The sequence below is a fragment of the Paenalicyclobacillus cellulosilyticus genome (genome assembly GCF_014647315.1).
GTDB lineage: Bacteria > Bacillota > Bacilli > Alicyclobacillales > Alicyclobacillaceae > Alicyclobacillus_J > Alicyclobacillus_J cellulosilyticus.
The window spans coordinates 19,257-40,649 of the sequence record NZ_BMOY01000006.1 but is presented as its reverse complement, the minus strand read 5'-3'; the positions used below and the strand labels follow the sequence as shown (position 1 = coordinate 40,649).

18 protein-coding genes, 1 other RNA gene and 1 riboswitch are annotated in these 21,393 nt (G+C 63.9%); of the genes, 16 read left to right on the top strand and 3 right to left on the bottom strand.

The genetic code is table 11. The features are described 5' to 3' along the window. Positions 1–243: 243 nt before the first annotated feature. On the bottom strand, positions 244–1,200 hold the full coding sequence (locus IEX97_RS03150) for a pyrroline-5-carboxylate reductase dimerization domain-containing protein (protein ID WP_268238311.1): 957 nt from the start codon (positions 1,198–1,200) through the stop codon (positions 244–246). A gap of 145 nt (positions 1,201–1,345) precedes the next feature. Between IEX97_RS03150 and IEX97_RS03145 the strand changes: the two genes are divergently transcribed. The 12 genes from IEX97_RS03145 (at position 1,346) to IEX97_RS03090 (ending at position 14,820) form a co-directional block, all read left to right on the top strand. After that, positions 1,346–2,398, top strand: a complete 1,053-nt coding sequence (locus IEX97_RS03145) for a sugar-binding transcriptional regulator (protein WP_188881093.1) — start codon at positions 1,346–1,348, stop codon at positions 2,396–2,398. Further along, positions 2,383–3,402, top strand: coding sequence for a type I glyceraldehyde-3-phosphate dehydrogenase (gap, locus tag IEX97_RS03140; protein ID WP_188881092.1), 1,020 nt, complete (start codon positions 2,383–2,385; stop codon positions 3,400–3,402). Before IEX97_RS03145 ends, gap begins: the two co-directional genes overlap by 16 nt. A gap of 119 nt (positions 3,403–3,521) precedes the next feature. After that, positions 3,522–4,709 carry a phosphoglycerate kinase gene (locus tag IEX97_RS03135; RefSeq protein WP_188881090.1) on the top strand — a complete coding sequence of 396 codons (1,188 nt, stop codon included), beginning with the start codon at positions 3,522–3,524 and terminating at the stop codon, positions 4,707–4,709. Positions 4,710–4,723: 14 nt separating this feature from the next. Further along, positions 4,724–5,494, top strand: coding sequence for a triose-phosphate isomerase (gene tpiA, locus IEX97_RS03130; RefSeq protein ID WP_188881088.1), 771 nt, complete (start codon positions 4,724–4,726; stop codon positions 5,492–5,494). A gap of 69 nt (positions 5,495–5,563) precedes the next feature. Further along, a complete protein-coding gene (gene gpmI, locus IEX97_RS03125; RefSeq protein ID WP_188881133.1) occupies positions 5,564–7,081 on the top strand; it encodes a 2,3-bisphosphoglycerate-independent phosphoglycerate mutase in 1,518 nt (505 codons plus the stop codon). Positions 7,082–7,228: 147 nt separating this feature from the next. Further along, a complete protein-coding gene (gene eno, locus IEX97_RS03120) occupies positions 7,229–8,506 on the top strand; it encodes a phosphopyruvate hydratase (RefSeq protein WP_188881087.1) in 1,278 nt (425 codons plus the stop codon). Positions 8,507–8,668: 162 nt separating this feature from the next. Further along, positions 8,669–9,439 carry an RpnC/YadD family protein gene (locus IEX97_RS03115; RefSeq protein ID WP_229776310.1) on the top strand — a complete coding sequence of 257 codons (771 nt, stop codon included), beginning with the start codon at positions 8,669–8,671 and terminating at the stop codon, positions 9,437–9,439. A 368-nt stretch (positions 9,440–9,807) separates the two neighbouring features. Beyond that, positions 9,808–10,047: a preprotein translocase subunit SecG gene (gene secG / locus IEX97_RS03110; protein ID WP_188881083.1), complete on the top strand. Its 240-nt coding sequence runs from the start codon at positions 9,808–9,810 to the stop codon at positions 10,045–10,047. A gap of 165 nt (positions 10,048–10,212) precedes the next feature. Beyond that, positions 10,213–12,687, top strand: coding sequence for a ribonuclease R (gene rnr, locus IEX97_RS03105; RefSeq protein WP_188881082.1), 2,475 nt, complete (start codon positions 10,213–10,215; stop codon positions 12,685–12,687). 158 nt (positions 12,688–12,845) lie between these two features. Further along, a complete protein-coding gene (smpB, locus tag IEX97_RS03100; RefSeq protein ID WP_188881081.1) occupies positions 12,846–13,328 on the top strand; it encodes an SsrA-binding protein SmpB in 483 nt (160 codons plus the stop codon). Positions 13,329–13,445: 117 nt separating this feature from the next. Continuing rightward, positions 13,446–13,816: a transfer-messenger RNA gene (gene ssrA / locus IEX97_RS03095) on the top strand. Between the two features lie 197 nt (positions 13,817–14,013). Beyond that, positions 14,014–14,820, top strand: a complete 807-nt coding sequence (locus IEX97_RS03090; RefSeq protein WP_188881077.1) for a pirin family protein — start codon at positions 14,014–14,016, stop codon at positions 14,818–14,820. Positions 14,821–14,893: 73 nt separating this feature from the next. On the opposite strand, the gene IEX97_RS03085 is transcribed toward IEX97_RS03090, so the two are convergent. Continuing rightward, the gene (locus IEX97_RS03085) at positions 14,894–15,802 is read right to left on the bottom strand and encodes a dienelactone hydrolase family protein (RefSeq protein WP_188881076.1); all 909 of its coding nucleotides are present in this window, start codon (positions 15,800–15,802) and stop codon (positions 14,894–14,896) included. 252 nt (positions 15,803–16,054) lie between these two features. Next, a riboswitch (guanidine-I (ykkC/yxkD leader) is annotated at positions 16,055–16,169 on the top strand. Positions 16,170–16,208: 39 nt separating this feature from the next. On the opposite strand from IEX97_RS03085, the gene IEX97_RS03080 reads away from it, so the two are divergent. From IEX97_RS03080 to IEX97_RS03065, 4 genes are read left to right on the top strand one after another with little or no spacing between them, the layout of a single operon-like run. After that, positions 16,209–17,132 carry an agmatinase family protein gene (locus IEX97_RS03080; protein WP_229776308.1) on the top strand — a complete coding sequence of 308 codons (924 nt, stop codon included), beginning with the start codon at positions 16,209–16,211 and terminating at the stop codon, positions 17,130–17,132. After that, positions 17,129–17,611, top strand: a complete 483-nt coding sequence (locus IEX97_RS03075) for a hypothetical protein (RefSeq protein WP_188881075.1) — start codon at positions 17,129–17,131, stop codon at positions 17,609–17,611. The genes IEX97_RS03080 and IEX97_RS03075 overlap by 4 nt, the downstream gene beginning before the upstream one ends. Positions 17,612–17,633: 22 nt before the next feature. Beyond that, the gene (locus IEX97_RS03070) at positions 17,634–18,542 is read left to right on the top strand and encodes an ATP-binding cassette domain-containing protein (protein WP_188881074.1); all 909 of its coding nucleotides are present in this window, start codon (positions 17,634–17,636) and stop codon (positions 18,540–18,542) included. Then, the gene (locus IEX97_RS03065; RefSeq protein ID WP_188881073.1) at positions 18,542–19,288 is read left to right on the top strand and encodes a hypothetical protein; all 747 of its coding nucleotides are present in this window, start codon (positions 18,542–18,544) and stop codon (positions 19,286–19,288) included. The genes IEX97_RS03070 and IEX97_RS03065 overlap by 1 nt, the downstream gene beginning before the upstream one ends. 145 nt (positions 19,289–19,433) lie before the next feature. Here the strand turns inward: IEX97_RS03065 and IEX97_RS03060 are convergent, their stop codons facing one another. Continuing rightward, entirely contained in the window at positions 19,434–21,164 is a 1,731-nt protein-coding gene (locus IEX97_RS03060; RefSeq protein WP_188881072.1) for a purine-cytosine permease family protein, read from the bottom strand. Positions 21,165–21,393: the final 229 nt, after the last annotated feature.

Sequence of the window (21,393 nt, the reverse complement as noted above, 5' to 3'; positions counted from 1 at the left end):
GCCGCAGGTGCAAAGGGGAGGCCAAAGCTCTCCTGTCCTGGTGCCGACCGGTTGCGGGAAAACGGTTCGATCACGCATGTTTGGACGGGACCTCGTGTCGGTACGGGATGGTTGCACGGCACAACGACCAACCTGTTTCTGCTCCAGGCTATGGAGAGAATGGGAAGGTTGGCAAAAGATATGTCGGACAATTTCCGATTTCTATTATCGATGATCGTCCGGGCGAGGACAAGGGGCTCGCCTTCATCCGCCTGCATCCGACAGATTGTCCGCCGTTTCGCCCGCTTTGGGGCCGCACGTGTCTTCTTGGGCCTGCACGCGGCGCCAGGTGGCGTCGTGGAGCGCCGCGAACATGCTGCGGGCCAACGGGGTCATGGCGCATATGCCGGCTTCGGTGACGCCGGCCGGGACGGCCACCCGGGTGATGATGTCCCGCAGCGTGGCCCCCGACTCCAACATGGCGGCGAGGCCGATGAGGGTCTTGTTGAGCAGAAATTCGGCCTCGGCAGCGCTGATCCGGCCAAAGGACGCTGCCTGTCGGGCCCAGACCTGCAGGAGGTGGCCGATGAACGCGGGACCACAACTGGTCAGGTCGGAACAGACGCGGATTTGGGACTCCTCGATGACGAACGGGACGCCGGCGACGGCGAGCAGCCGTTCGATCCGCTCCTGATCCGCTTCCGCCATCCGCGTGCCGTGGGCGACGAGGATGACCCCTTTGCGCACCTCCTGCACGATGCTGGGTATGGCGATGGCGATGCGGGCAGGCGTCAGCGCCTCCCACGCCGCGATGGACACGGTGCTGATGGTGGTGACCACATCCTGGTCGGGGCGCAGGTGCTTTCCTGCGTCGGCCATGAGGGCCAGACCGTCCTGTGCCTTGGTGCAGAGGAAGACGATGTCGCTCTGCGCCAACACCTCCCGCGCGGTGCCGGCGACGGCCAGCCGCGGCACATCCGCCTGCAGGGCGTATGCCTTGGCAGGGGATCGATTGTAGACCGTGACTTCGCATTCCGGGACCTGAACGAACACGCGCGCGAGCATGCTGCCGATGTTGCCCGTGCCGAGAACGCCGATGCGCATGGTCTTCCCTCCAGCGACCGCCGTCAGCACGCTTGGCATCCAGCCGCGGTGCCAGGTGCCGGCGGTGCGCCATTCATGGTGGGTGACGGGGTGATGGTCTGATGTTGTGCATTCCAGTTTATTCGGCCATCGCTTGTCTGCGGCACACCGTTGCTATACAATGGAATCGGCGGTTGCCTTGCACCGTGTTTTTCTTTGTCATGGGCGGGACGCGAACCGCACCATCGGGACGTGATTTGTCCCGGGCGATGGAGGGCCGCGAGTGAACAGGGTCGCGCTGACGCTCATCCGGCGGATTGTGCCGGAGTTGGTCGACGTGTTGTGGTCGCGCGCGCGGATCTTGCAGCGGCTCCGCCTGTTACAGCCGATAGGCCGCCGGGCTTTGGCGCAGGAACTGGGGGTGACCGAGCGGGTGCTGCGCGGCGAGGTCGACATCCTGCGCCGGCAAGGCCTGATTGTGAGCGGTCCGTCCGGTATGTCCTTGTCCGATGAAGGCTTGGCCCTGCTCGAGCAACTGGAGCAGGTGCTCGCGGCGATTGAAGGCCGCGCCGAACTCGGGCGCCGGTTGTCGGCGGCGCTCGGCATCCCGTCGGTGGTGGTGGTTGCCGGCGACAGCGATGAGGAGGCGTGGGTCAAGGACATGCTAGGGTATCATGCCGCGGTGTGCCTGCGGGAACACCTGTTGCCCGGCGACGTGGTGGCGGTCAGCGGCGGCAGCACCATGGCGGCGCTCGCCAAGCGGATGCCGGAGCGCGCCGGCCCGCCCGGCGTCAAGGTGGTGCCGGCGCGGGGCGGGCTCGGCGAGGCCATCGCGCTCGAAGCCAACACCATCGCGGCGGAGCTCGCGGCGCGGCTTGGCGGCACGTCGGTCATGCTGCACGTGCCGGACTACGTGCGCGAGGAGACGTTGCAGCACCTGTTGGAAGAGCCGGACATCGAACAGCGGATCGCCGAGGTGCGGGCGGCGACCGTCGTGGTGCACGGCATCGGCGGGGCGCTGCAGATGGCGGCGCGGCGCGGGTTGCCGGCGGCGGAGCAGGCGAAGCTGGTGGAGCGGGGTGCGGTGGCGGAAGCGTTTGGGTATTATTTCGATCGAAACGGCCGCACCGTGCTCGCCATGTCGGTCATCGGCCTGCGCTTGGCCGACCTGCGGCGCGCGCGCCTGGTGATGGCGGTCGCCGGCGGGCGCAGCAAGGCGGGGGCCATCGCCGCCGCCGCCAAGGCGTACCGCATCGACGTATTGGTCACGGACGAGGGCGCAGGGCACCAAATCCTCAGTATGCAGACGGAGGGAGACGTATGGCAGTCAAAGTAGGCATCAACGGGTTTGGCCGCATCGGGCGCAACGTGTTCCGGGCGGCGATGAACCGGCCGGAGATTGAAATTGTCGCGGTGAACGACCTGACGGACGCCGAGACCTTGGCGATGTTGCTCGCGTACGACTCGGTGCACGGGCGGCTCGACGCGGACGTGCGCGCGGAAGACAGCGCCATTGTCGTGAACGGCAGACGCGTCAAGGTGTTGGCGGAACGCGACCCGGGCAATCTGCCGTGGCGGGATCTCGGCGTGGACATCGTCGTCGAGTCCACCGGGCGTTTCACCGACAAGGCGCAAGCCGAGGCGCACATCACCCGCGGCGGCGCGAAGAAGGTCATCATCTCGGCGCCGGCGAAGAACGAGGACATCACCATTGTGATGGGCGTCAACCATGAAAAATACGACCCGGAGCAGCACCACGTCATCTCGAACGCGTCTTGCACCACCAACTGCCTCGCGCCCATCGCGAAGGTGATTGACGAGGTGTTCGGCATCGAGCGCGGCCTGATGACGACCGTGCACTCGTACACCAATGACCAACAGATCCTCGATTTGCCGCACAAGGACCTGCGGCGGGCGCGCGCGGCGGCCTTGTCCATCATCCCGACGACCACCGGCGCGGCGAAGGCGGTGTCCTTGGTGCTGCCGCACCTCAAGGGCAAGCTGAACGGCATGGCGATGCGCGTGCCGACGCCGAACGTATCGGTGGTGGATTTGACGGCGGAGCTCAAGAAGCCGGCGACGGTCGAGGCGGTCAACCAGGCGCTCAAGGAGGCGGCTGAGGGTTCGCTCAAGGGTATCCTCGCCTACTGCGACAAGCCGCTCGTCTCCCGCGACTTCAACGGCGATCCGCACTCCTCCATCGTCGATGCGCTGTCGACCATGGTCATCGATTCGATGGTCAAGGTCATCGCCTGGTACGACAACGAGTGGGGGTACTCCAACCGCGTCGTCGACCTGGCGGCGTACATCGCGAGCAAGATGCCGGTCGGTGCAAAGTGAACCTGCGGCCGGACCGCGGCCGTCCGGACGGGTCCGGCACGTGTATTGTGCATGCGGGGAGAATGGTTCGGCATTCTCCCCGTTTTTGAGCGACTTTGACGGACGCGGGAGGCGGGACGATGGACAAGCTGACCATCCGGGATGTCGATTGGCAGGGAAAACGCGCCTTGGTGCGGGTGGACTTCAACGTGCCGATGGACGGGGAGACCATCACGGACGACACGCGCATCCGCGCCGCGCTGCCGACCATCCGCTATCTGCTCGATCACGGCGCCTCGGTGGTCCTGATGAGCCACCTCGGCCGGCCGAAGGGGGAGCGCAACCTGAAGTATTCGCTGCGGCCGGTGGCGCGCCACCTGCAGGCGCTGTTGCCAGGCACGGACATTCGCTTCGCGGAGGACTGCGTCGGCGAAGCGGCCACGGCCGCCGCGCAGGCGTTGCCGTCCGGCGCGGTGCTGTTGCTCGAAAACCTGCGTTTTCATAAGGAAGAGGAGAAGAACGACGAGTCGTTCGCCCGCCAGCTGGCGCAGCTGGGCGACGTGTACGTGAACGACGCATTCGGTTCGGCGCACCGGGCGCACGCGTCCACCGCCGGCGTGGCCAAGTTCCTGCCGGCTGTGGCCGGATTCTTGATGGAAAAGGAAATCTCCGTCATGGGCGGCGCCCTGGCCAACCCGGCGCGGCCGTTCGTCGCCATCATCGGCGGAGCGAAGGTCTCCGACAAAATCGGCGTGTTGAAAAACCTGTTGCCCAAGGTGGACGCCCTCATCATCGGCGGCGGGATGGCCAACACCTTCCTCGCCGTGCAGGGCCACACCATGGGCAAATCGCTGGTGGAGCCAGAGGCGTTCGACACCGCGCGCGCGCTTTTGCAGCAGGCGGGGTCGCTCGGCAAGCCGCTTTTGCTGCCGGTGGATTTGGTGGTGGCCGAGGCGTTTGCGGCGGACGCCCCGCACGCGGTGTATCCGGTCGGCCAGGTGCCGCAGGACGGCATGGCGCTCGACATCGGCCCCGCGACGGTCGAACGGTATCGCCAGACTATCGCCGGAGCGAAGACGGTCATCTGGAACGGGCCGATGGGTGTGTTTGAAATGCCGGCGTTCGCCAGGGGTACCATCGCGATTGCGGAGGCGGTGGCGGCGGTGAACGGCGTGACCATCATCGGCGGCGGCGATTCTGTCGCGGCAGTGGAGCAGGCCGGGTTGGCGGACAAGATGACCCACGTTTCCACGGGCGGCGGCGCGTCGCTCGAGTTCCTCGAAGGCCGGGAGCTGCCCGGCGTCGCGGCATTGCGCGATCGCGCTTGAGGGAGGAAAAGCTCATGGCACGGCGCAAACTGTTGATGGGCAATTGGAAGATGTACAAAACGGTCGCACAAGCGCGCGCCTTTGCGGAGGAACTGGGCCGGCAGACCTCGCGCCTCTCGCCCGCGGTCGATTACGCGGTCTGCCCGCCGTTCACCGCCCTGCACGCGCTGCGCGTCATCCTGCCTTCGTGCGTCAAGCTGGGGGCCCAGAACGTTCACTTTGCCGAGGAGGGGGCGTACACGGGCGAGATTGCGCCCGGGATGTTGACGGAGCTCGGCGTCCAGTACGTCCTGGTCGGTCATTCGGAGCGGCGAAACGTGTTTCACGAGCCGGACGCGTGGATGCGGCAGAAGGTGGCGGCCGTGGCGGCGCACGGGATGACGCCGGTGCTCTGTGTCGGCGAGGACCTGGCGGAGCGCGAGGCTGGCCGGACGCTCGCGGTGGTGGAGGCGCAGACCGTCTCGGGCATCGCCGATGTCCGGGCGGAGCAGGCGTCGCAGATGGTCATCGCGTATGAGCCGGTGTGGGCCATCGGGACCGGGCGGACGCCGACGCCTGCGGACGCCCAAGAGGTGATTGCCTATATCCGCCAGGTGGTGGCGCGGGAAAAGGGCGAGGCGGCGGCCGCAGGGGTGCGCATCCTGTACGGGGGCAGCGTCAAGCCGGACAACATCGCCGGGTTCACGTCCCAGCCGGACATCGACGGTGCGCTGGTCGGCGGCGCCAGCCTGGACCCATCGTCCTTTGTGGCGATGGCGGAAGCCGTGGCGAAGGGGGGACAGTAAGTGGCACCGCAGATCACCAAATCGGATGCGCCGTTTGCGCGCCAAGCCCGTCCGTCCGGGTGCGGGCCGGTGGCGCTCATCATCCTCGACGGCTTCGGGCTGCGCGAGAACACGTACGGCAACGCGGTCGCGATGGCGAAGAAGCCCGTCTTCGACGCGCTGTGGGAGAAATACCCGCACACCACGCTCAAGGCGAGCGAAGAAGCGGTCGGGCTGCCGAAGGGCCAGTTCGGCAACTCGGAGGTCGGCCACTCGAACATCGGGGCCGGCCGCATCCTCTACCAGGACCTGACGCGCATCAACCTGGACATTGAGCACGGCGGGTTCTTTACGAACAAGGCGCTGGTGGAGGCGATGCAACACGTCCTCTCCCACGGCACCGCGCTGCACCTGGCGGGCCTGGTGTCGGACGGCGGCGTACACAGCCACATCGACCACCTGCTCGCCCTCATCCGCATGGCTGGCCGCTACGGCGTGAAGAAGGTGTTCATCCACGCGTTCATGGACGGCCGCGACACTGCGCCGACCCAGGGACGGGTCTACCTGCAGCAGGTCCTCGCCACCATCCGCGAGGTGGGCGTCGGGCAGATTGCGACCGTGCAAGGCCGGTATTACGCGATGGACCGCGACAAACGGTGGGAGCGCACCGAAAAAGCCTACCGGGCGATGGTATACGGCGAAGGCGACCACGCGCGCGATCCGCTGCAAGCCCTGGAAGACAGCTACGCGAAGAGCATCACCGACGAGTTTGTGGTGCCGACCGTCATCGTGGACGATCGCGGTGAGCCGGTGGGGCTCATCCGCGACGGCGACGCGGTCATCCTCTTCAACTTTCGGCCCGACCGGGCCATTCAGATTTCGCAGGTGTTCACCAACGACGACTTCCGCGGCTTCGACCGCGGACCGAAGTTTCCGCGCGTGCACTACGTGTGCATGACCAAGTTCAGCGAGACGGTCGGCGGGACGGTTGCGTACGAGCCGACCAATCTGGACAACACCATGGGTGAAGTGCTGGCCCGGCACGGGCTGACCCAGTTGCGGGTGGCGGAGACGGAGAAGTTTCCGCACGTCACGTACTTCTACTCGGGCGGCCGTGAGGAGCCGTTCCCGGGCGAGGAGCGGATTTTGGTGCCGTCGCCGAAGGTGGCGACGTACGACCTCAAGCCGGAGATGAGCGCCTACGAGGTGGCGGAGCACGCCGCGGCCCGGTTTGCGAGCGGCGAGATCGACGTCATGATCCTCAACTTCGCCAATCCGGACATGGTCGGGCACACCGGGGTGCTGGAGGCGGCCATCGCGGCGGTCGAGGCGGTGGACACCTGCCTCGGCACCGTGATGAAGGCGGTGGAACAGGTGGGCGGTATCGCGCTCGTCACGGCCGATCACGGCAACGCCGACATGATGATTGACCCGGAAACCGGCGGACCGTGCACGACGCACACGCTGAGCCTGGTGCCGCTCATCGTCACCATCCCGGGCATTCGGCTGGAGGAAGGGATCCTCGCCGACCTGTCGCCGACGATGTGCGACATCCTCGGCATCCCGCAACCGAAGGAGATGACCGGCCGTTCGCTCATTCGGCGTTGACGGTGCCCGGCGTGCCGGGCGCGGGCGTGGATGCCCCCGGCACGGCCGTAAGGTGCCGGACATGCGACCTGTGCGATTTTACGCGGGCGGGAGTGGTCTCCCGCCGGAATGACGGGCCGCCATGGCCCGGGTTTGGAGGGAGAAGCGATGTCCGAGATCTATGATGTTCACGCGCGCGAGGTCCTCGATTCGCGGGGCAACCCGACGGTGGAGGTGGAGGTGGAACTGGAGTCTGGCGCCATCGGACGGGCCATTGTGCCGTCGGGGGCGTCGACGGGCGCGCATGAGGCCATTGAGCTGCGCGACGGCGACAAGAGCCGCTACCTGGGCAAAGGCGTCCAGAAGGCGGTCCAGAACGTGCTGGAGATCATCGGGCCGGAGCTCATCGGCGAGGAAGCCCAGGACCAGGTGGAGATTGATCAAAAGCTGTTGGAGCTCGACGGCACGCCGAACAAGAGCAAGCTCGGCGCCAACACCATCCTCGGCGTCTCCATGGCGGTGGCCAAGGCGGCGGCCGCGGAGTTGGAGCTGCCGCTCTACCGGTACCTGGGCGGGTTTTACGCGCACGTGTTGCCCACGCCGATGATGAACATCCTGAACGGTGGCAAACACGCGGACAACACAGTGGACATCCAGGAGTTCATGGTGGTGCCGCACGGCGCGCCCACGTTCAAAGAGGCGCTGCGCATGGGTGCGGAGATCTTCCACAGCCTCAAGGCGGTGTTGCACCAAAAGGGCCTGGCGACCACCGTCGGCGACGAGGGTGGCTTTGCGCCGAACCTGAAGACGAACGAGGAGGCCATCGCCATCATCGTCGAGGCCATCGAGAAAGCGGGCTACCGTCCGGGCGAGGACGCGTCGATTGCGCTCGACATCGCGTCGACCGAGCTGTACAAGGACGGCAAGTACCATTTTGAAGGCGAGGGCGTCGTCCGGACGTCGGACGAGCTCATCCGTTACTACGAATCGCTGCTCAGCCGCTATCCTGTCCTTTCCATTGAGGACGGCCTCGCCGAGGACGATTGGGAAGGCTGGGCCAATCTGACCAAGGCGCTTGGCGGGAAGGTGCAGCTGGTCGGCGACGATTTGTTCGTGACCAACACGGAGCGCCTGCGCCGCGGCATCGAGCAGGGGGTCGGCAATTCCATCCTGGTGAAAGTCAATCAAATCGGCACCCTGACCGAGACGTTCGCTTGCGTGGAAATGGCGAAGCGGGCTGGCTATACGGCCATCATTTCCCACCGCTCCGGCGAGTCGGAGGACGTGACCATCGCCGACATCGCCGTCGCGACGAACGCCGGCCAAATCAAGACGGGTGCGCCGAGCCGGACGGATCGCGTCGCAAAATACAACCAACTGCTGCGCATCGAGGAGAGCCTGGGCGCAGCCGCCGCGTACGCGGGCATCCGCGCGTTCCGCCGCTGAGGCGGCATGCGGAAGACCATGACGGAGGCCGGCCATCATCGCGGCCGGCCGTGCATTTTGCAGGAGTTTACAGGTCCGCCTTTGGCGTTAGGATTGCTCAATCGCACCGTATCTTCTACACTGGTGATACGAGGTGTACACGTGGCCGGGCAGGACACGATCATGAAGGCCCTGACGCGCGCCTTGTCGGATGGCGCGCTGGAGGTCTTGGGTGTGCGCGGTGTGGAGTTGCAAGAGCCGCTGCCGACAGAGTTGCCAGCGAACACGCTGCGTATCGACCGGGCGTGGCGCATGCAGGACGGGCGGATTTTCCACCTGGAGTTTCAAAGCACGCGGGAGCCGACGCTGCATCGCTTTTTCGAGTACGATGTACGCTTGGCCCGTGCGTACAAAGCCAATGTGCGGACGGTGGTGCTGTACCACGGCGGGATCACGAGCGTGCCGGAGGAACTCAGCATCGGCGTTGCGGTGTATCGCGTGGAAAACGTGTATTTGTCGAAGCTGGACGGCGACGAGGCGCTTGCGGCGGTGGAGAGACATTTGCAGGCCGGCATGTGGGAACCTGGCGATCGGTTGCGACTGGCGTTGGCGATGAACATGCATGTGCGCGACGAAGGGCAGGCGTTTGAGCGGGTGTTGGCGTTGATCCCTGCCGTGCCGGATGAAACGGAGCGTGACCTGGTCGTCAGTGCGATCTTGGCGCTTGGGGACCAGACGCTTGACGAAGCCCAACGCACGCGGTTGAAAAGGGAGTTGAGGAAAGTGTCGAAGATCGTGGAAGAACTGTATCAAGAGGGACAACAAGAAGGTCGTGAACAAGAGCGCCGCGAAGTGGCACGGAATTTGCTTGCGGAAGGCGTCAGCATCGATGTTATCGCAAAAGTAACCCGCTTGAGTCGGGAAGAAATTGAACAAATGAAGCAGATGCAGTGAACTCACACAGCCGGTAAAGCCAGGTCTTGCGATGAGCAAGGCCGGGGTTGACAGCCCGCGTGATTGCGCAGGCGTTATCCCGATGAAGCCAGGCAGAGTCAGCCATCATGAAAAGAATCCCTATGACACTATCCTTTGCAGCGCTTTTTGCAAAAAATGTTGAGATTTGTTTTGAATTCAAGGATTCTTCGGTCAGATTCGATGTGAGTGATCTGGGCTCTTGTGATCGCGTTCGGTTGTTTCGCACTTCCTTTCATGGTAGACTGGAAGCGAGCGTGTCCGCGGCTGCCGTGTGGATCCGCGCGCATGGCGCGACGAAAGCTGCGCGGCGCCGGAACGGGAGCCAGGCGGAAAGGGGTTGGCGGCCCATGATAGCCGTTGCCAAAGTCTTCTTGGTCATCTTGAGCATACTGTTGATTGGGGTCATCCTTCTGCAGTCCGGCCGCAGCGCGGGTTTGTCCGGCGTCATCTCGGGCGGCCAGGACCAGATGGTCAACCGCCGCAGCAAAGGCATCGATTCGTTGTTGGCCAGGGTGACGGTGGTTATTGCGGTCCTGTTCTTCCTGGTGGCCATGTTCATCTCGTATCTGTTGGCACATGGCGCGTGAGGCCATGGATAACGATGCAACCGGGTCCGGTGCACGGCACCCGGTTTTTTCTTCTTCTTTCCAAGCCATACTAGGTTCAATCCGGCCGTCGTCAGGGGTCTTTGGGGGCGCGGGGCGGACGGGCATTCGGACAGGCATGCGGCGTAAATCGCAGAGGTGACGTGGATGGTGACACGGCAACAGTTAATTGAATACATGCAACACGAAGCCTACCGGCCGTTGACGGCGCAAGAACTGGCGAGCGCGTTCGGCATGGAAAGCGGAGAAGACTTTCATGTTTTGATGAAACTCCTGAACGACATGGAGGAGCGGGGCGACGTCGTCCGCACGCGCACCAACCGCTACGGCGTGCCGGAGCGGATGAACCTGGTGGTCGGCCGCCTGCAGATGAAGGCCCGCGGCTACGGCTTTGTCGTGCCCGAGACGCCGGGCGAACCGGACGTGTACATCCCGGCCGGAGAGCTGGGCGGGGCCATGAGCGGCGACAAGGTCATCGCGCGGGTGGAGAAGACGGCGAGCGGTGCGCGGCGGGAGGGACGCATCATCCGCGTCCTCGAGCGGGCGACGGATCGCGTGGTGGGCAAGTTCACCCGCCACCGCGATCACGCCTTTGTCACGCCGCTCGACCGCCGCTTCCCGCAGGACATCTTCATCGCCAAGGACGACATGGGCGACGCCCACGACGGGTATGTGGTGGTCGTGGAGATCACCGAGTACCCCACGGCGACGCGCGGGCCGGCGGGCCGCGTGGTGGAGGTGCTCGGCCACCCGGATGAACCGGGGGTCGACATCCTCGGCGTGGTGCGCAAGTACAAGCTGCCCGAGGCGTTCCCGCCGGAGGTGTTGGCGGCGGCGGAGGCGATTCCGCTCGAGTTGTCCGCCAAGGACTACGCCGGCCGCCGCGACCTGCGCCAGGAGGTCATCGTGACCATCGACGGGGAGGACGCGAAGGACCTGGACGACGCCGTGCACGTCAAGCGCCTTCCCAACGGCCACTACCTCCTCGGCGTCCACATCGCCGACGTCGGGTACTACGTGCCGCAAGGCTCGGCGCTCGACCGCGAGGCGTTCCGCCGCGGCACGAGCGTGTACCTGGTCGATCGCGTCATTCCCATGCTGCCGCCGCGTCTGTCGAACATCATCTGCTCGCTCAATCCGCAGGTGGACCGCCTGACCCTGTCGTGCGAGATGGAGATCGACGAAAACGGCGGGATTGTGCGCCACGACATCTTTCCGAGCGTCATCCGCACGACGGAGCGGATGACGTATGAGAACGTCCGCCGCATCCTGGAGGACAGGGATCCGGACGTGATGGCGCGCTACGAAGCGCTCGTCCCGCACTTCGAGCTGATGAAGGAACTGGCGCTCATCCTGCGCGCGAAACGGATGCGGCGCGGTGCGATTGACTTCGACTTCGCGGAGATCAAGGTCATCGTCGACGACTTGGGGCGGCCGGTGGAGATCCGTCCGCGGCGGCGGACCATCGCGGAGCAAATCATCGAGGAATTCATGCTCGCCGCCAACGAGACGGTCGCCGCGCACTTCCACTGGCTGCAGGTGCCGTTCATCTACCGCATCCACGAGGAGCCGGAGCTCGACAAGATGCTCGAGCTCAACGAGTTTGTCCACAACTTCGGCTACCACATCAAGGGGCTGTCGGGGAAGGTGCATCCGCGCGCCCTGCAGGAGGTGCTGGAGAAGGCGCGCGGCACGCGGGAGGAGCGGATGATTGCCACCCTGATGCTGCGCTCGATGAAGCACGCCCGCTACGCCCCGGAGTGCGTCGGGCACTTCGGGCTGGCGGCGGAATATTACACCCATTTCACGTCGCCCATCCGCCGCTATCCGGATCTGGTCATCCACCGCATCATCCGTGAGGTCTTGACGAAAGGGATCGATGAGGCGCGCCGGGAGCAGCTGGAGGCGTTCGTGGCCGAAGCGGCTGTCCAGGCCAGCGAGCGGGAGAAGGTGGCGGAAGAAGCGGAGCGCGAGGTCGACCAACTGAAGATGGTCGAGTACATGCAGGAGCGGATTGGTGAGGAGTTCGACGGCCTCATCAGCGGCGTCACCCAGTTCGGCATCTTTGTGCAACTGGAGAACGGGATTGAGGGCTTAATCCACATCAGCTACTTGACGGACGATTACTACACCTTCTTGGAGAAGCAGGTGGCGCTCGTCGGCGAGCGGACGCGCCGCGTGTTTCGCCTGGGCGATCCGGTGCGCGTGCGCGTCATCGGCGCCAATAAGGAGGAGCTCACCATCGACTTTGACCTGGTGGCTCACCTGCGGGAAGGGACGATGACCTTCGGCGAGCAGGGGCCGGTGGTCGTTTACGATGAGGACCTGGATCCGGCGGCACGCCGCAAGGCCGAGGCCGAGCGGGCACAGCGTGCCCGGCTTTCGCGGCGTGCGAAGGGCAAGCGGGGTGGCCGCATGATACCTGTGGAACTGCCGGAGTTTGTGGTGGTGGACGGCCGGGAGGTGGCACTGCCGGTGCGGCGGCACAAGAAGCGCCGACGGCCTGCGGCCGTGGCCGAAGAGCTTGCTGTACCGCGCCGACGGCGAAATGCAAGGGCGTCTGCCGCGGCCCCGGCGCGTGCGGGGAAGGCCCGAGCCGGTAAGCGGCGCGGGAGGCGGTGACGATGGGGCGGCCGTGGCCGGCTCCGCTCCAGCACGGTGCGAGTCGCTTCGCCGGCCACGGCACGCCCTTGGGGAAAAGTCTCTTGTCACTTTTGTGATGGCGTGATATCCTGAGAGCCACGCATGGGCGAGTTGTCGGATAGGGCAGGTGAGGAGAGATGGCGAAGGCGCAGGAGGGGCAGGTGCTGGCCCAAAACCGGAAGGCGTTTCACGATTACTTCATCGAGGAAACGTACGAGGCGGGGATTGTGCTCACCGGCACGGAGATCAAGTCGGTGCGCCGAGGCTCGGTGAACCTGCGGGACGCGTATGCCCGCGTCGAGGACGGCGAGGTCTGGGTGCACAACATGCACATCAGCCCGTACGAGCAGGGGAACCGGTTTAATCACCAGCCGACGCGCAGCCGCAAGCTGCTTCTCCACAAACAGGAGATCCGCCGGCTCATCGGTGCGGTGCGTGAAAAGGGCTATACCCTGATTCCGACGAAACTGTACATCAAGCGCGGGTTCTGCAAGGTCGAACTCGCCTTGGCGAAAGGGAAGAAGCTGTACGACAAGCGCGAAGCGGCGCGCAAGCGCGACGCCAACCTGGAAATACAACGGGCGTTGCGCAACCGCCAGAAAAGCTACGCGGATGCGTGACGCGGCGTTCCGCGCGCGCGTAGTGCCGGGATCGCGCATGGCTTACCAAGGCCGCCACCAGCATCCGCTTGCCCGATGCAAGCGGCTGGTGTACGATACAAGATGCAGCGTTGACATGGGGGCGTTTTGGATTCGACGGGGATCGATCGAGCGTGAACGGCGGGCCGTGGGGCCGCGAACCACGTACCAACGCGGGCGAAAATTAACTGGCAAAGCGAAGCGCTTTACCGCAAACACCAACCTCGCCCTGGCTGCCTAATCGCATCCAGGCCGCTGCCTAGCGCGTCGCCCGTGCGCGCCGGGTAGCGTCACCTTAGCGGGCTGGCCGCCGGCCTCGTTCGCGGGCCGCCGGTGAGACATGGCGAACTCGCCCTTGCGCCAGCGTGTGCGTCCGCGGGCCAAGGGGACGATAAGTAGACGTACTACGCCCGTAGATGTTCACGTGGCGAGGTCTTCGGACGCGGGTTCGACTCCCGCCGCCTCCACCAGGAAGTGAACATGTATGTGTGTAGAGACCCAGCCGCTTGCAGGTCGCGGCTGGGTTTTTTACGCGATGAACCGCGTCATCCTGATGGGGAGACAGACCGGAAACGAGTTGCCTCACGTTCAGCTTTGTTTACAAACAGTAAGTGACTATAGTAAAGTTAGAAATGGCACGATCTGTGGCTGTGGAGGGGATGCCATTGTGGCGTTTGTAACTTATCCGGATGCACGCCGGGCCAGCCGTATGGGCGTCGCCCACCTGCGGCTGTTCCCGTCGTACACGGTGCCGTACATCGATCCGTTTCTGTTGCTCGATCATTTCGCCATCCAACACCCGGAAGGGTTTCCGGACCACCCGCACCGTGGCTTCGAGATCATCACGTACGTGCTCGAAGGGGCGCTGGCGCACGCAGACAGCGCAGGACACGAGAGCGTCATTCCGGCGGGCGGTGTGCAGAAGGTCACCGCAGGACGCGGCATCGTCCATTCGGAGATGCCGGGGACCGACGGCATCGACAGCGGGTTGCAGCTGTGGATCAATTTGCCGCGGGCAGAGAAAGGTGTGGATCCGGAGTATCAGGAAGTCAAACCGTCCGAGCTGCCGGAGACCGAGGCGTCCGGCGTGCGCATCCGGCACCTGGTCGGCGGCGGATCTCCCGTGCGTGTGCGGCGGCCGATGGTTTACCAGGATGTGTGCTGGCTGGCGGATGGTACCTGGACTCTTCGCGTGCCTGCCGGCCATCAGGGATTTTTCTATGTGCTCGCCGGGCGGGGCGAGGTACAAGCGGCGGCGAGCGCACCGGCTGCGGCCACACCGGAGGCGAGCTCGCCCATGGCGAATGCGTCGGATCCGACGGCCGGGCTGGCACCCGGGGACCTGATTTTCTGGACAGGCGAACCTGCCGTGGTGCAGCTGCACATCGCGGGCCAAGACGGGTTGCGCGTGGTTTTCGCCCTCGGCGAGCCCGTGGGAGAACGCCCCATCTTCAACGGTCCGTTCGTCGATTGAAACGCGGATTGAAATACGGGCATGCACGATCCGGTGTTGCGAACCGTTCGCTGCCAGGAACCATCCACAGCTTTCAAAGGTACGTCTCCAAAAACGCCAGCCACTCCGCACGCATCTCCGCCGTCTCCATGTGGCCGGTGTGGTAGCGCGACATGCGCCAGTGCGTCGGGTGTCCGAGCTCCCGGTAAGCGGCCTGCAACGCTTCGTCAATGCGCGCCAGGCCGGCGGGCGGTGTGATTTTGTCATAGATGCCGGCGATGGACAGGTGCGGGCGCGGTGCGATGAGGCGGTTGATGTCGGCCGTGGTGAAGTGGTTCAGCAGCCGTGGCACGTAGTAGTAGATGCTGTGCAAATCAAGGCCGCGCGTTTCGATGAGCGCGTCGAAGTCGGTCATGCCGCAGATGTCGACACAGACGCGGATGCGCTCATCGAGCACGGCCAGCCACCAGGCCATGGTGGCCCCCATGGAGATGCCCACCGTCGCGATGCGGCCGGGGTCGACGTCCGGCCGTTCCGTCAAATAATCGACGGCGCGCAGACTGTCGAACACCATCATGCCCCACATCACGCGGCCGGTCCAGAGCATCCACTTGAAAATCTCGCTTTCCGTGCGTCCGCTGCGCTCGCCGAAGCCCCAGTGGTCGATGCAGATGGCCGCCCAGCCGCGCCGTGCGAATTCGGCTGCGCATGACGGGACGCTGGGGTGGAAACGCTCCAGAAGCTGGCGCCGGCTTTGTCCCCAGGCATGGTTGAACACGACCGCCGGCACCGGCTCCCGCGCATCGTTTGGACGCACGAAGTAGGCCGGCACCGGTTCCAGGCCGTTCAGGTCCAAGACGAGCGATTCCACCACGAAACCATCCTGCTCTGCCATCCCGATGATCCGTGCGCCCACAGGCAGGTTGCGGGGCGGCAGGTCCCCGAGCAGGGAATAGAGTTCCGCCCGGCGTTGCGAGGCGTCGAACGGCGGCGTTTGCACCATGTGTGCGTCACTTCCTGCGGATTTGTGATTTTGGATTCTTCATGCATCATAGACTTGTCCGGCCATCCTGTGCAAGTCACCGCGCTCGTCTGAACCGTGCTGGCCTCTCCCCCGGTGCAATCAGCCTCCCGGTTCTTGTCCCTCGCGGCACGCTGTGCGATCTGCGTCGATCGTGTCATAAATTATTACATAACCACGCGGTTTTTGCGACAAACGCCTTGATCTATGTCGCATATTCGCCTAAAATGAAAGCAAAGAAACCCCTAGGGTTCCGGATGTGTTATAAAAAATGACGCATCGACTGGTCCAAGAGGGGTTCGTGCTCAGGTTCCTGGGCGTCACACGGAGGGATAAAAACCCGGGCGGTTTTTGTCCCTCATTCTTTTTTTAGGAGGGTGGGTGATCCATGAGCTTTTACCACAGCCACGGCGGACGGTACCGGGAACAGGAAGGGATGTCGTTCCAAAAGGAGACCCTTGACGGGTATTTCGCGGCCCTCGCGGAAGCGAAGTTGCCCAAGACCCGCGGCGAGGAAGAGATTCGGCGCGCCATCGCCATGGGGCTGGAAGCGGCGGACAGCATCGAGGACCGAACCATCTCGTGCTTCAGCCGGGGGGAGCTGCCCCATTGGGCGGGCATCAACACGTTCTTGAAGATGCCGTTTTTGGAAAACGTCCATGAGGTGGATCAATTCGACATCGCCATCCTCGGCGTTCCATTCGACATCGGCACGACGTACCGGCCGGGGACGAGGTTCGGGCCGCAGGCGATCCGCCGCATCTCGGCGCTGTACACCACGTACAACTACGAGCTCGGCGTCGACCTGCGCGAGCAGGTGAAGATCTGCGATCTCGGCGACGTCTTCACCATCGCCAACATTGAGAAGAGTTTCGACCAAATCACCAAGGCGGTCTCGCACGTGATGAGCAAAGGCACCATGCCCATCATCCTGGGCGGCGATCACGCCATCGGCTATCCGTGCCTGCGCGGGGTGGCGGAGAACATCGACGGCAAGGTCGGCATCATCCACCTGGATCGCCACGTGGATACCCAGGAGAAGGACATGGACGAGCGGATGCACACCACGCCGTGGTTTCACGCCACGAACATCCCCAACGCGCCGCCGTCGAATCTGGTCCAAATCGGGATCGGCGGCTGGCAGGTGCCGCGGGCGGGCGTCTCGGTGGCCCGGGAGCGGGGCACGACCATCCTGACCATGAACGACGTCGAGCGCCTGGGTATCAACGCCGGCGGGTACAACAGTGGCTGGAGGCAAAAGGCCTGGTCCCGGACAAGGAGTTCAATCTCCTCCACGGCCGGCACCGCTTGATCTATTGGTACGGCCGGGAGAAGATCGACGTCTTCATCGACGCGTTTCAGATGTGCCATCGGATTGACTTCGCCCATCGCCTCGAACTGCAGCCGGTCACGTTGCCGCTCGCCGATCTGGCGTTGACCAAGCTACAGATTGTGGAGTTCACGGAAAAGGACATCAAGGACACGTTGGCGCTGATCTTGGCGTCGGATTGGGCCGAGCGGGACGAGCCGGGGGTGTTCAACGTCGCCCGCTTCGCTGAGGTCCTGGCCGGCGATTGGGGGCTGTGGAAGACGGTGACGAACAATCTGCACATGCTCGAACGCCATGCGGAGAGCCTGCTCCAAGGTGACGCCCCGGCGCTGGCGAAGGTGCGCGATGGTATCCGGCGCTTGCGGGAAGCCACCGATGCGCGGCGCAAGAGTTGGCGGTGGCGGTTGCGCGCCGTGATTGGCGAACGGGTGCGCTGGTATGAGTTACCGGAGGAACCGTGATGAGGCGGAGAGGGGATGCGGCATGGCGCGATGGATGAACCTGGTGCGGCAGGGCACCGCTGGACGAATCGCGCCGGCCGGGCGTTGCGAAGGTGCCGCGTGGCGCGAGGTGCATCTCAGGGACCTCACGATGGTCTTTGCGGACGGGACGCGCGCGTTGGACCGCGTCTCGCTGGCCATCCCGTACGGCCAGCGCGTCGCGCTGGTGGGAGCGCACGAGAGCGGGAAGACCACCTTGTTGGAAGTTCTGGCCGGACGCAGACGGTGGAGCGCCGGAGAAGTGGTGGTCGACGGGAAACCATGGTCGCCGCGTGACTGGCGCCGGCTGCGCGCAGGGATGGCCTTGGTGGCGGGCCGGCCGCGCGCGACGCTGTTCATGCGCACGGTGTGGGAATACGTCACCGCACCGCTGGTGCACACCCGCCTGCCGCGGGCCGAGGTGGTGCGGCAGGCGGAGGTGGCGCTGGCGATGGTGGGCATGCAGGCGGCGCGAGACGAACGCTTGGCGGCCCTGCATCGATGGCCTGCGCGCAAGGTGGCGTTGGCGGCGGCGATGGTGAGGCGGCCGCACTTTTTGCTGGTGGACGATCCGACCGACGGGTTGGATCCGCAAGCAGTTCACGAACTGACACATCTGCTGCAAGCCATGCAGTGGATGGGGGTCACCGTGATGGTGGCGACGCACGACGTCGATTTTGCGGCCGCTTGGGCGGAAGCGGTGACGGTGCTCTGCGGCGGGAGGGTGCTGGCGAGCGGCGATGCGGGACTGCTCGTGGATAAGCGGCTCATGGAACAAGCCCGGCTGCGCTTGCCGCTCGTGTCGTTGCCGTTCGCCTTGGTGCCGGGGCGCACGGCCGCCCCGCCGCGGACACTGACGGACGCGGTGCGTGAACTGTGGGAGATGAGCGGATCGTGGGAGGGTGTGGTTTGATGCACGCAACAGAGCTGTGGGGTCTGTTCGGCTTGGCGTTGGCCTTGGGGATTCGCCATGGCATCGACTGGGACCACATCTCAGCCATCGCCGACCTGGTGGGCAGCGAGCGCCAGGCGAAGCGCGGGTTTCTCCTGGCGACGTGGTATGCGCTCGGACACGAGATGGTCATCGTCTGCTTCGGCGGTCTGGCGGTGCTGGTGGGCTGGACGTTGCCGCACTGGGTGGACAGTGTGATGGAGCGGGTGGTCGGGCTCACCCTGATCCTGTTGGCGGGGGTGTTTTTGGCCGCGCTGTTCCGCCGTGGCCAGGATTACGTCATGGTCAGCCGCTGGCGCCTGCTCTACCTCGGGATGTACAACGCCATCGCGTGGCTTGCGGAGCGTTTGCTCGGGCGGTACGTGCCGCGCAACACGCGGTTGACGCTCGATGTGACCTGGCGCGGCGCCTTCGTCATCGGCATCATCCACGGCGTCGGCGCCGAGACGCCCACCCAGCTCCTGCTGTTCACCACGGCTGCCGGCGTGGGCGATTCGGTGCAAGGGCTGCTTTTGGTGTTCTTGTTCGCGGCGGGTCTTTTGGTATCTCACTCCTTGTTGGCACTCATGAGCTTGTTCGGATTCGCTGCCACATTGCGGAAGAAGACGGTTATGTTCGGTGTCGGCCTCTCGACGGCGGTGTACAGCCTGGCGGTGGGGTTGCTCTTCGTGACAGGCCAGGCGTCGTGGCTGCCCGCGCTTGCGTAGTGACTTTCCATGCAAGACACCCTCTTCGTTGAATGAAGCAGAAAAGGGCCGGGGTCGTGCTCCCCGGCCTTTGCAATGTTGAAGCGGAGCCAATCAACAGACGACTCGATGCAATTCTGACTCGATGCCAGACGTTGCATTCGGATTAACCCCGTGCCGCGTGCACCGAGCGCGCAGGGTCATCTGATGCGGCCGGGAGTTTGCATACGTCATGGCACTGGCTCTCCAGGCTGCAACACAGCGAACAGATGGGGCCGTCGTGGAACGGGCAGTGCAAGATGTCCTCTTGTTCGTACTCATAGCCGCAGCTGACGCACACCGCGGTCCGGTAAACGGGAGCATGATGGCCGTGGCCGGCCCCATGTTCATGGTGTGCAGAGGTGTGCCGGGCAACGATATGGAGGGGCTCGGGCTCGCGGGCGATGTAGTACTTGCCTTTCGTCAACAGCGCGATGATGGGCGTCAACACGAAGGCCAACACGATGGACAACAGCGCCGAATACGCCTGGAGGAACGGCCCGAACGCATTGAAGAACGCGGCGATGGAGATGCCGGAGGCGATGATCATCGAGCCGAATCCGACGGGGTTGAAGTTGTACAGGTGACCGCGCTTGTACTCGATGTACGACGGGCTGATCTTGAGGATGGATTTGTTGATGACCAAGTCCGAGACGATGGCGCCAATCCATGCCACGGCGACATTCGAGTAAAACCCGAGCACCGTGTTGAGGAACCCGAACACCCCGCCTTCCATCAACGCCAGTGCGATGGCGACATTGAGAAACAGCCACACGACGCGGCCCGGATGGGCGTGGAAGATGCGCGAGAAGAAGTTCGACCACGACAACGAACCGGAATACGCATTGGTGACGTTGATCTTGATTTGGGACAAGAGGACGAAGAACGTCGCGATCGACAGGGCCGCGAACGGGTTCCCGACGGCCGCTGCGATGGCGTGCGTGTACATCCGAATCGGTTCATCCGCGTTTGCCGCACCGACGATGGGCGTGATGTACGAAGCCAGGAACGAGCCGCCCAACTGTTTGAGCGCGCCGAGAATGACCCAGCCTGGCCCGGCGAGCAGGACCGCCCACCACCACTTCGCCCGGTTGACGGGGGTCTTGTCGGGCATGAAACGCAGATAATCCACCTGTTCACCAATCTGGGCGATGAGAGAGAGTGTCACACCCATCGCCAAACCGAATTCTATCGTATTGAATGCCGATCCGCTCGCAGAAGAACCGCCGAAGTGTGTCCACGCGGAGAACGCCGCCGGGTCTTTGACCGCGATCGCGATGAACGGACCGATCATCAGCAGCAGCCAAATGGGCTGGGTGATTAACTGCAGCTTCGACAGCGCGGTCATCCCGTACATCACGAGCGGGATGACGACAAGCGAACAGATGAGGTAGCCGATGGCCAGCGGGATGTGAAAGTACTGATACAAGGCTTGGGCCATGACGGAACCTTCCAAGGCAAAATAGATGAACGTAAACGAGGCATAGACGAGTGAGGTAAGCGTTGAACCGTAGTACCCAAACCCTGCGCCGCGCGTCAGCAGGTCCATGTCGATGTTGTACTTTGCTGAGTAGTACGCGATGGGAATGCCGGTTAAGAAGATGATGGCTGCGACGACCAGAATGGCCCAGAGTGAGTTGGTAAAGCCGAAGCTGAGCGCGATGGAACCGCCAATGGCGAAGTCGGCCATGTAGGCGATGCCGCCGAGCGCCGAGTTCGCCACCGCAAATTCGCTCCACTTGCGAAACGATCGCGGTGCGTACCGCAGCGCGTAGTCCTCCATGACAGGATTATTGACAAATTTGTTGAAGGACCGCTTGGCCGGCTGCCGTCCTTGCTGCAGTTCAACTGCCGACATCTCTCCAGCTCCTTTCTGAGTTTTGTCGAATTGAAGGGTGATTTGGTGACAATATAACACGCGATTCAGGGCGATGCAAGGGTCTATGTAATGAAATATTACATATTCATCTGGTGAGGGGTATGAATCAAGATGAAATACAACCGTGCGCAACCCTTATCGGTTATGTTTATTGACATTATCTAAGGTTTTGGTATGATGATAGTCAAGATTACGCGTTTGGTCACGA

What these genes read in the sequence shown, in the direction of transcription:
- tpiA (WP_188881088.1), top strand. Translation starts at nt 4,724, where the DNA reads ATGGCACGGCGCAAACTGTTGATGGGCAATTGGAAGATGTACAAAACG.
- IEX97_RS03115 (WP_229776310.1), top strand. Translation starts at nt 8,669, where the DNA reads ATGAAGGCCCTGACGCGCGCCTTGTCGGATGGCGCGCTGGAGGTCTTG.
- IEX97_RS03085 (WP_188881076.1), bottom strand. Translation starts at nt 15,802, where the DNA reads ATGGTGCAAACGCCGCCGTTCGACGCCTCGCAACGCCGGGCGGAACTC.
- IEX97_RS03060 (WP_188881072.1), bottom strand. Translation starts at nt 21,164, where the DNA reads ATGTCGGCAGTTGAACTGCAGCAAGGACGGCAGCCGGCCAAGCGGTCC.
- secG (WP_188881083.1), top strand. Translation starts at nt 9,808, where the DNA reads ATGATAGCCGTTGCCAAAGTCTTCTTGGTCATCTTGAGCATACTGTTG.
- IEX97_RS03065 (WP_188881073.1), top strand. Translation starts at nt 18,542, where the DNA reads ATGCACGCAACAGAGCTGTGGGGTCTGTTCGGCTTGGCGTTGGCCTTG.
- rnr (WP_188881082.1), top strand. Translation starts at nt 10,213, where the DNA reads ATGGTGACACGGCAACAGTTAATTGAATACATGCAACACGAAGCCTAC.
- IEX97_RS03070 (WP_188881074.1), top strand. Translation starts at nt 17,634, where the DNA reads ATGGCGCGATGGATGAACCTGGTGCGGCAGGGCACCGCTGGACGAATC.
- gap (WP_188881092.1), top strand. Translation starts at nt 2,383, where the DNA reads ATGGCAGTCAAAGTAGGCATCAACGGGTTTGGCCGCATCGGGCGCAAC.
- IEX97_RS03080 (WP_229776308.1), top strand. Translation starts at nt 16,209, where the DNA reads ATGAGCTTTTACCACAGCCACGGCGGACGGTACCGGGAACAGGAAGGG.
- eno (WP_188881087.1), top strand. Translation starts at nt 7,229, where the DNA reads ATGTCCGAGATCTATGATGTTCACGCGCGCGAGGTCCTCGATTCGCGG.
- smpB (WP_188881081.1), top strand. Translation starts at nt 12,846, where the DNA reads ATGGCGAAGGCGCAGGAGGGGCAGGTGCTGGCCCAAAACCGGAAGGCG.
- IEX97_RS03135 (WP_188881090.1), top strand. Translation starts at nt 3,522, where the DNA reads ATGGACAAGCTGACCATCCGGGATGTCGATTGGCAGGGAAAACGCGCC.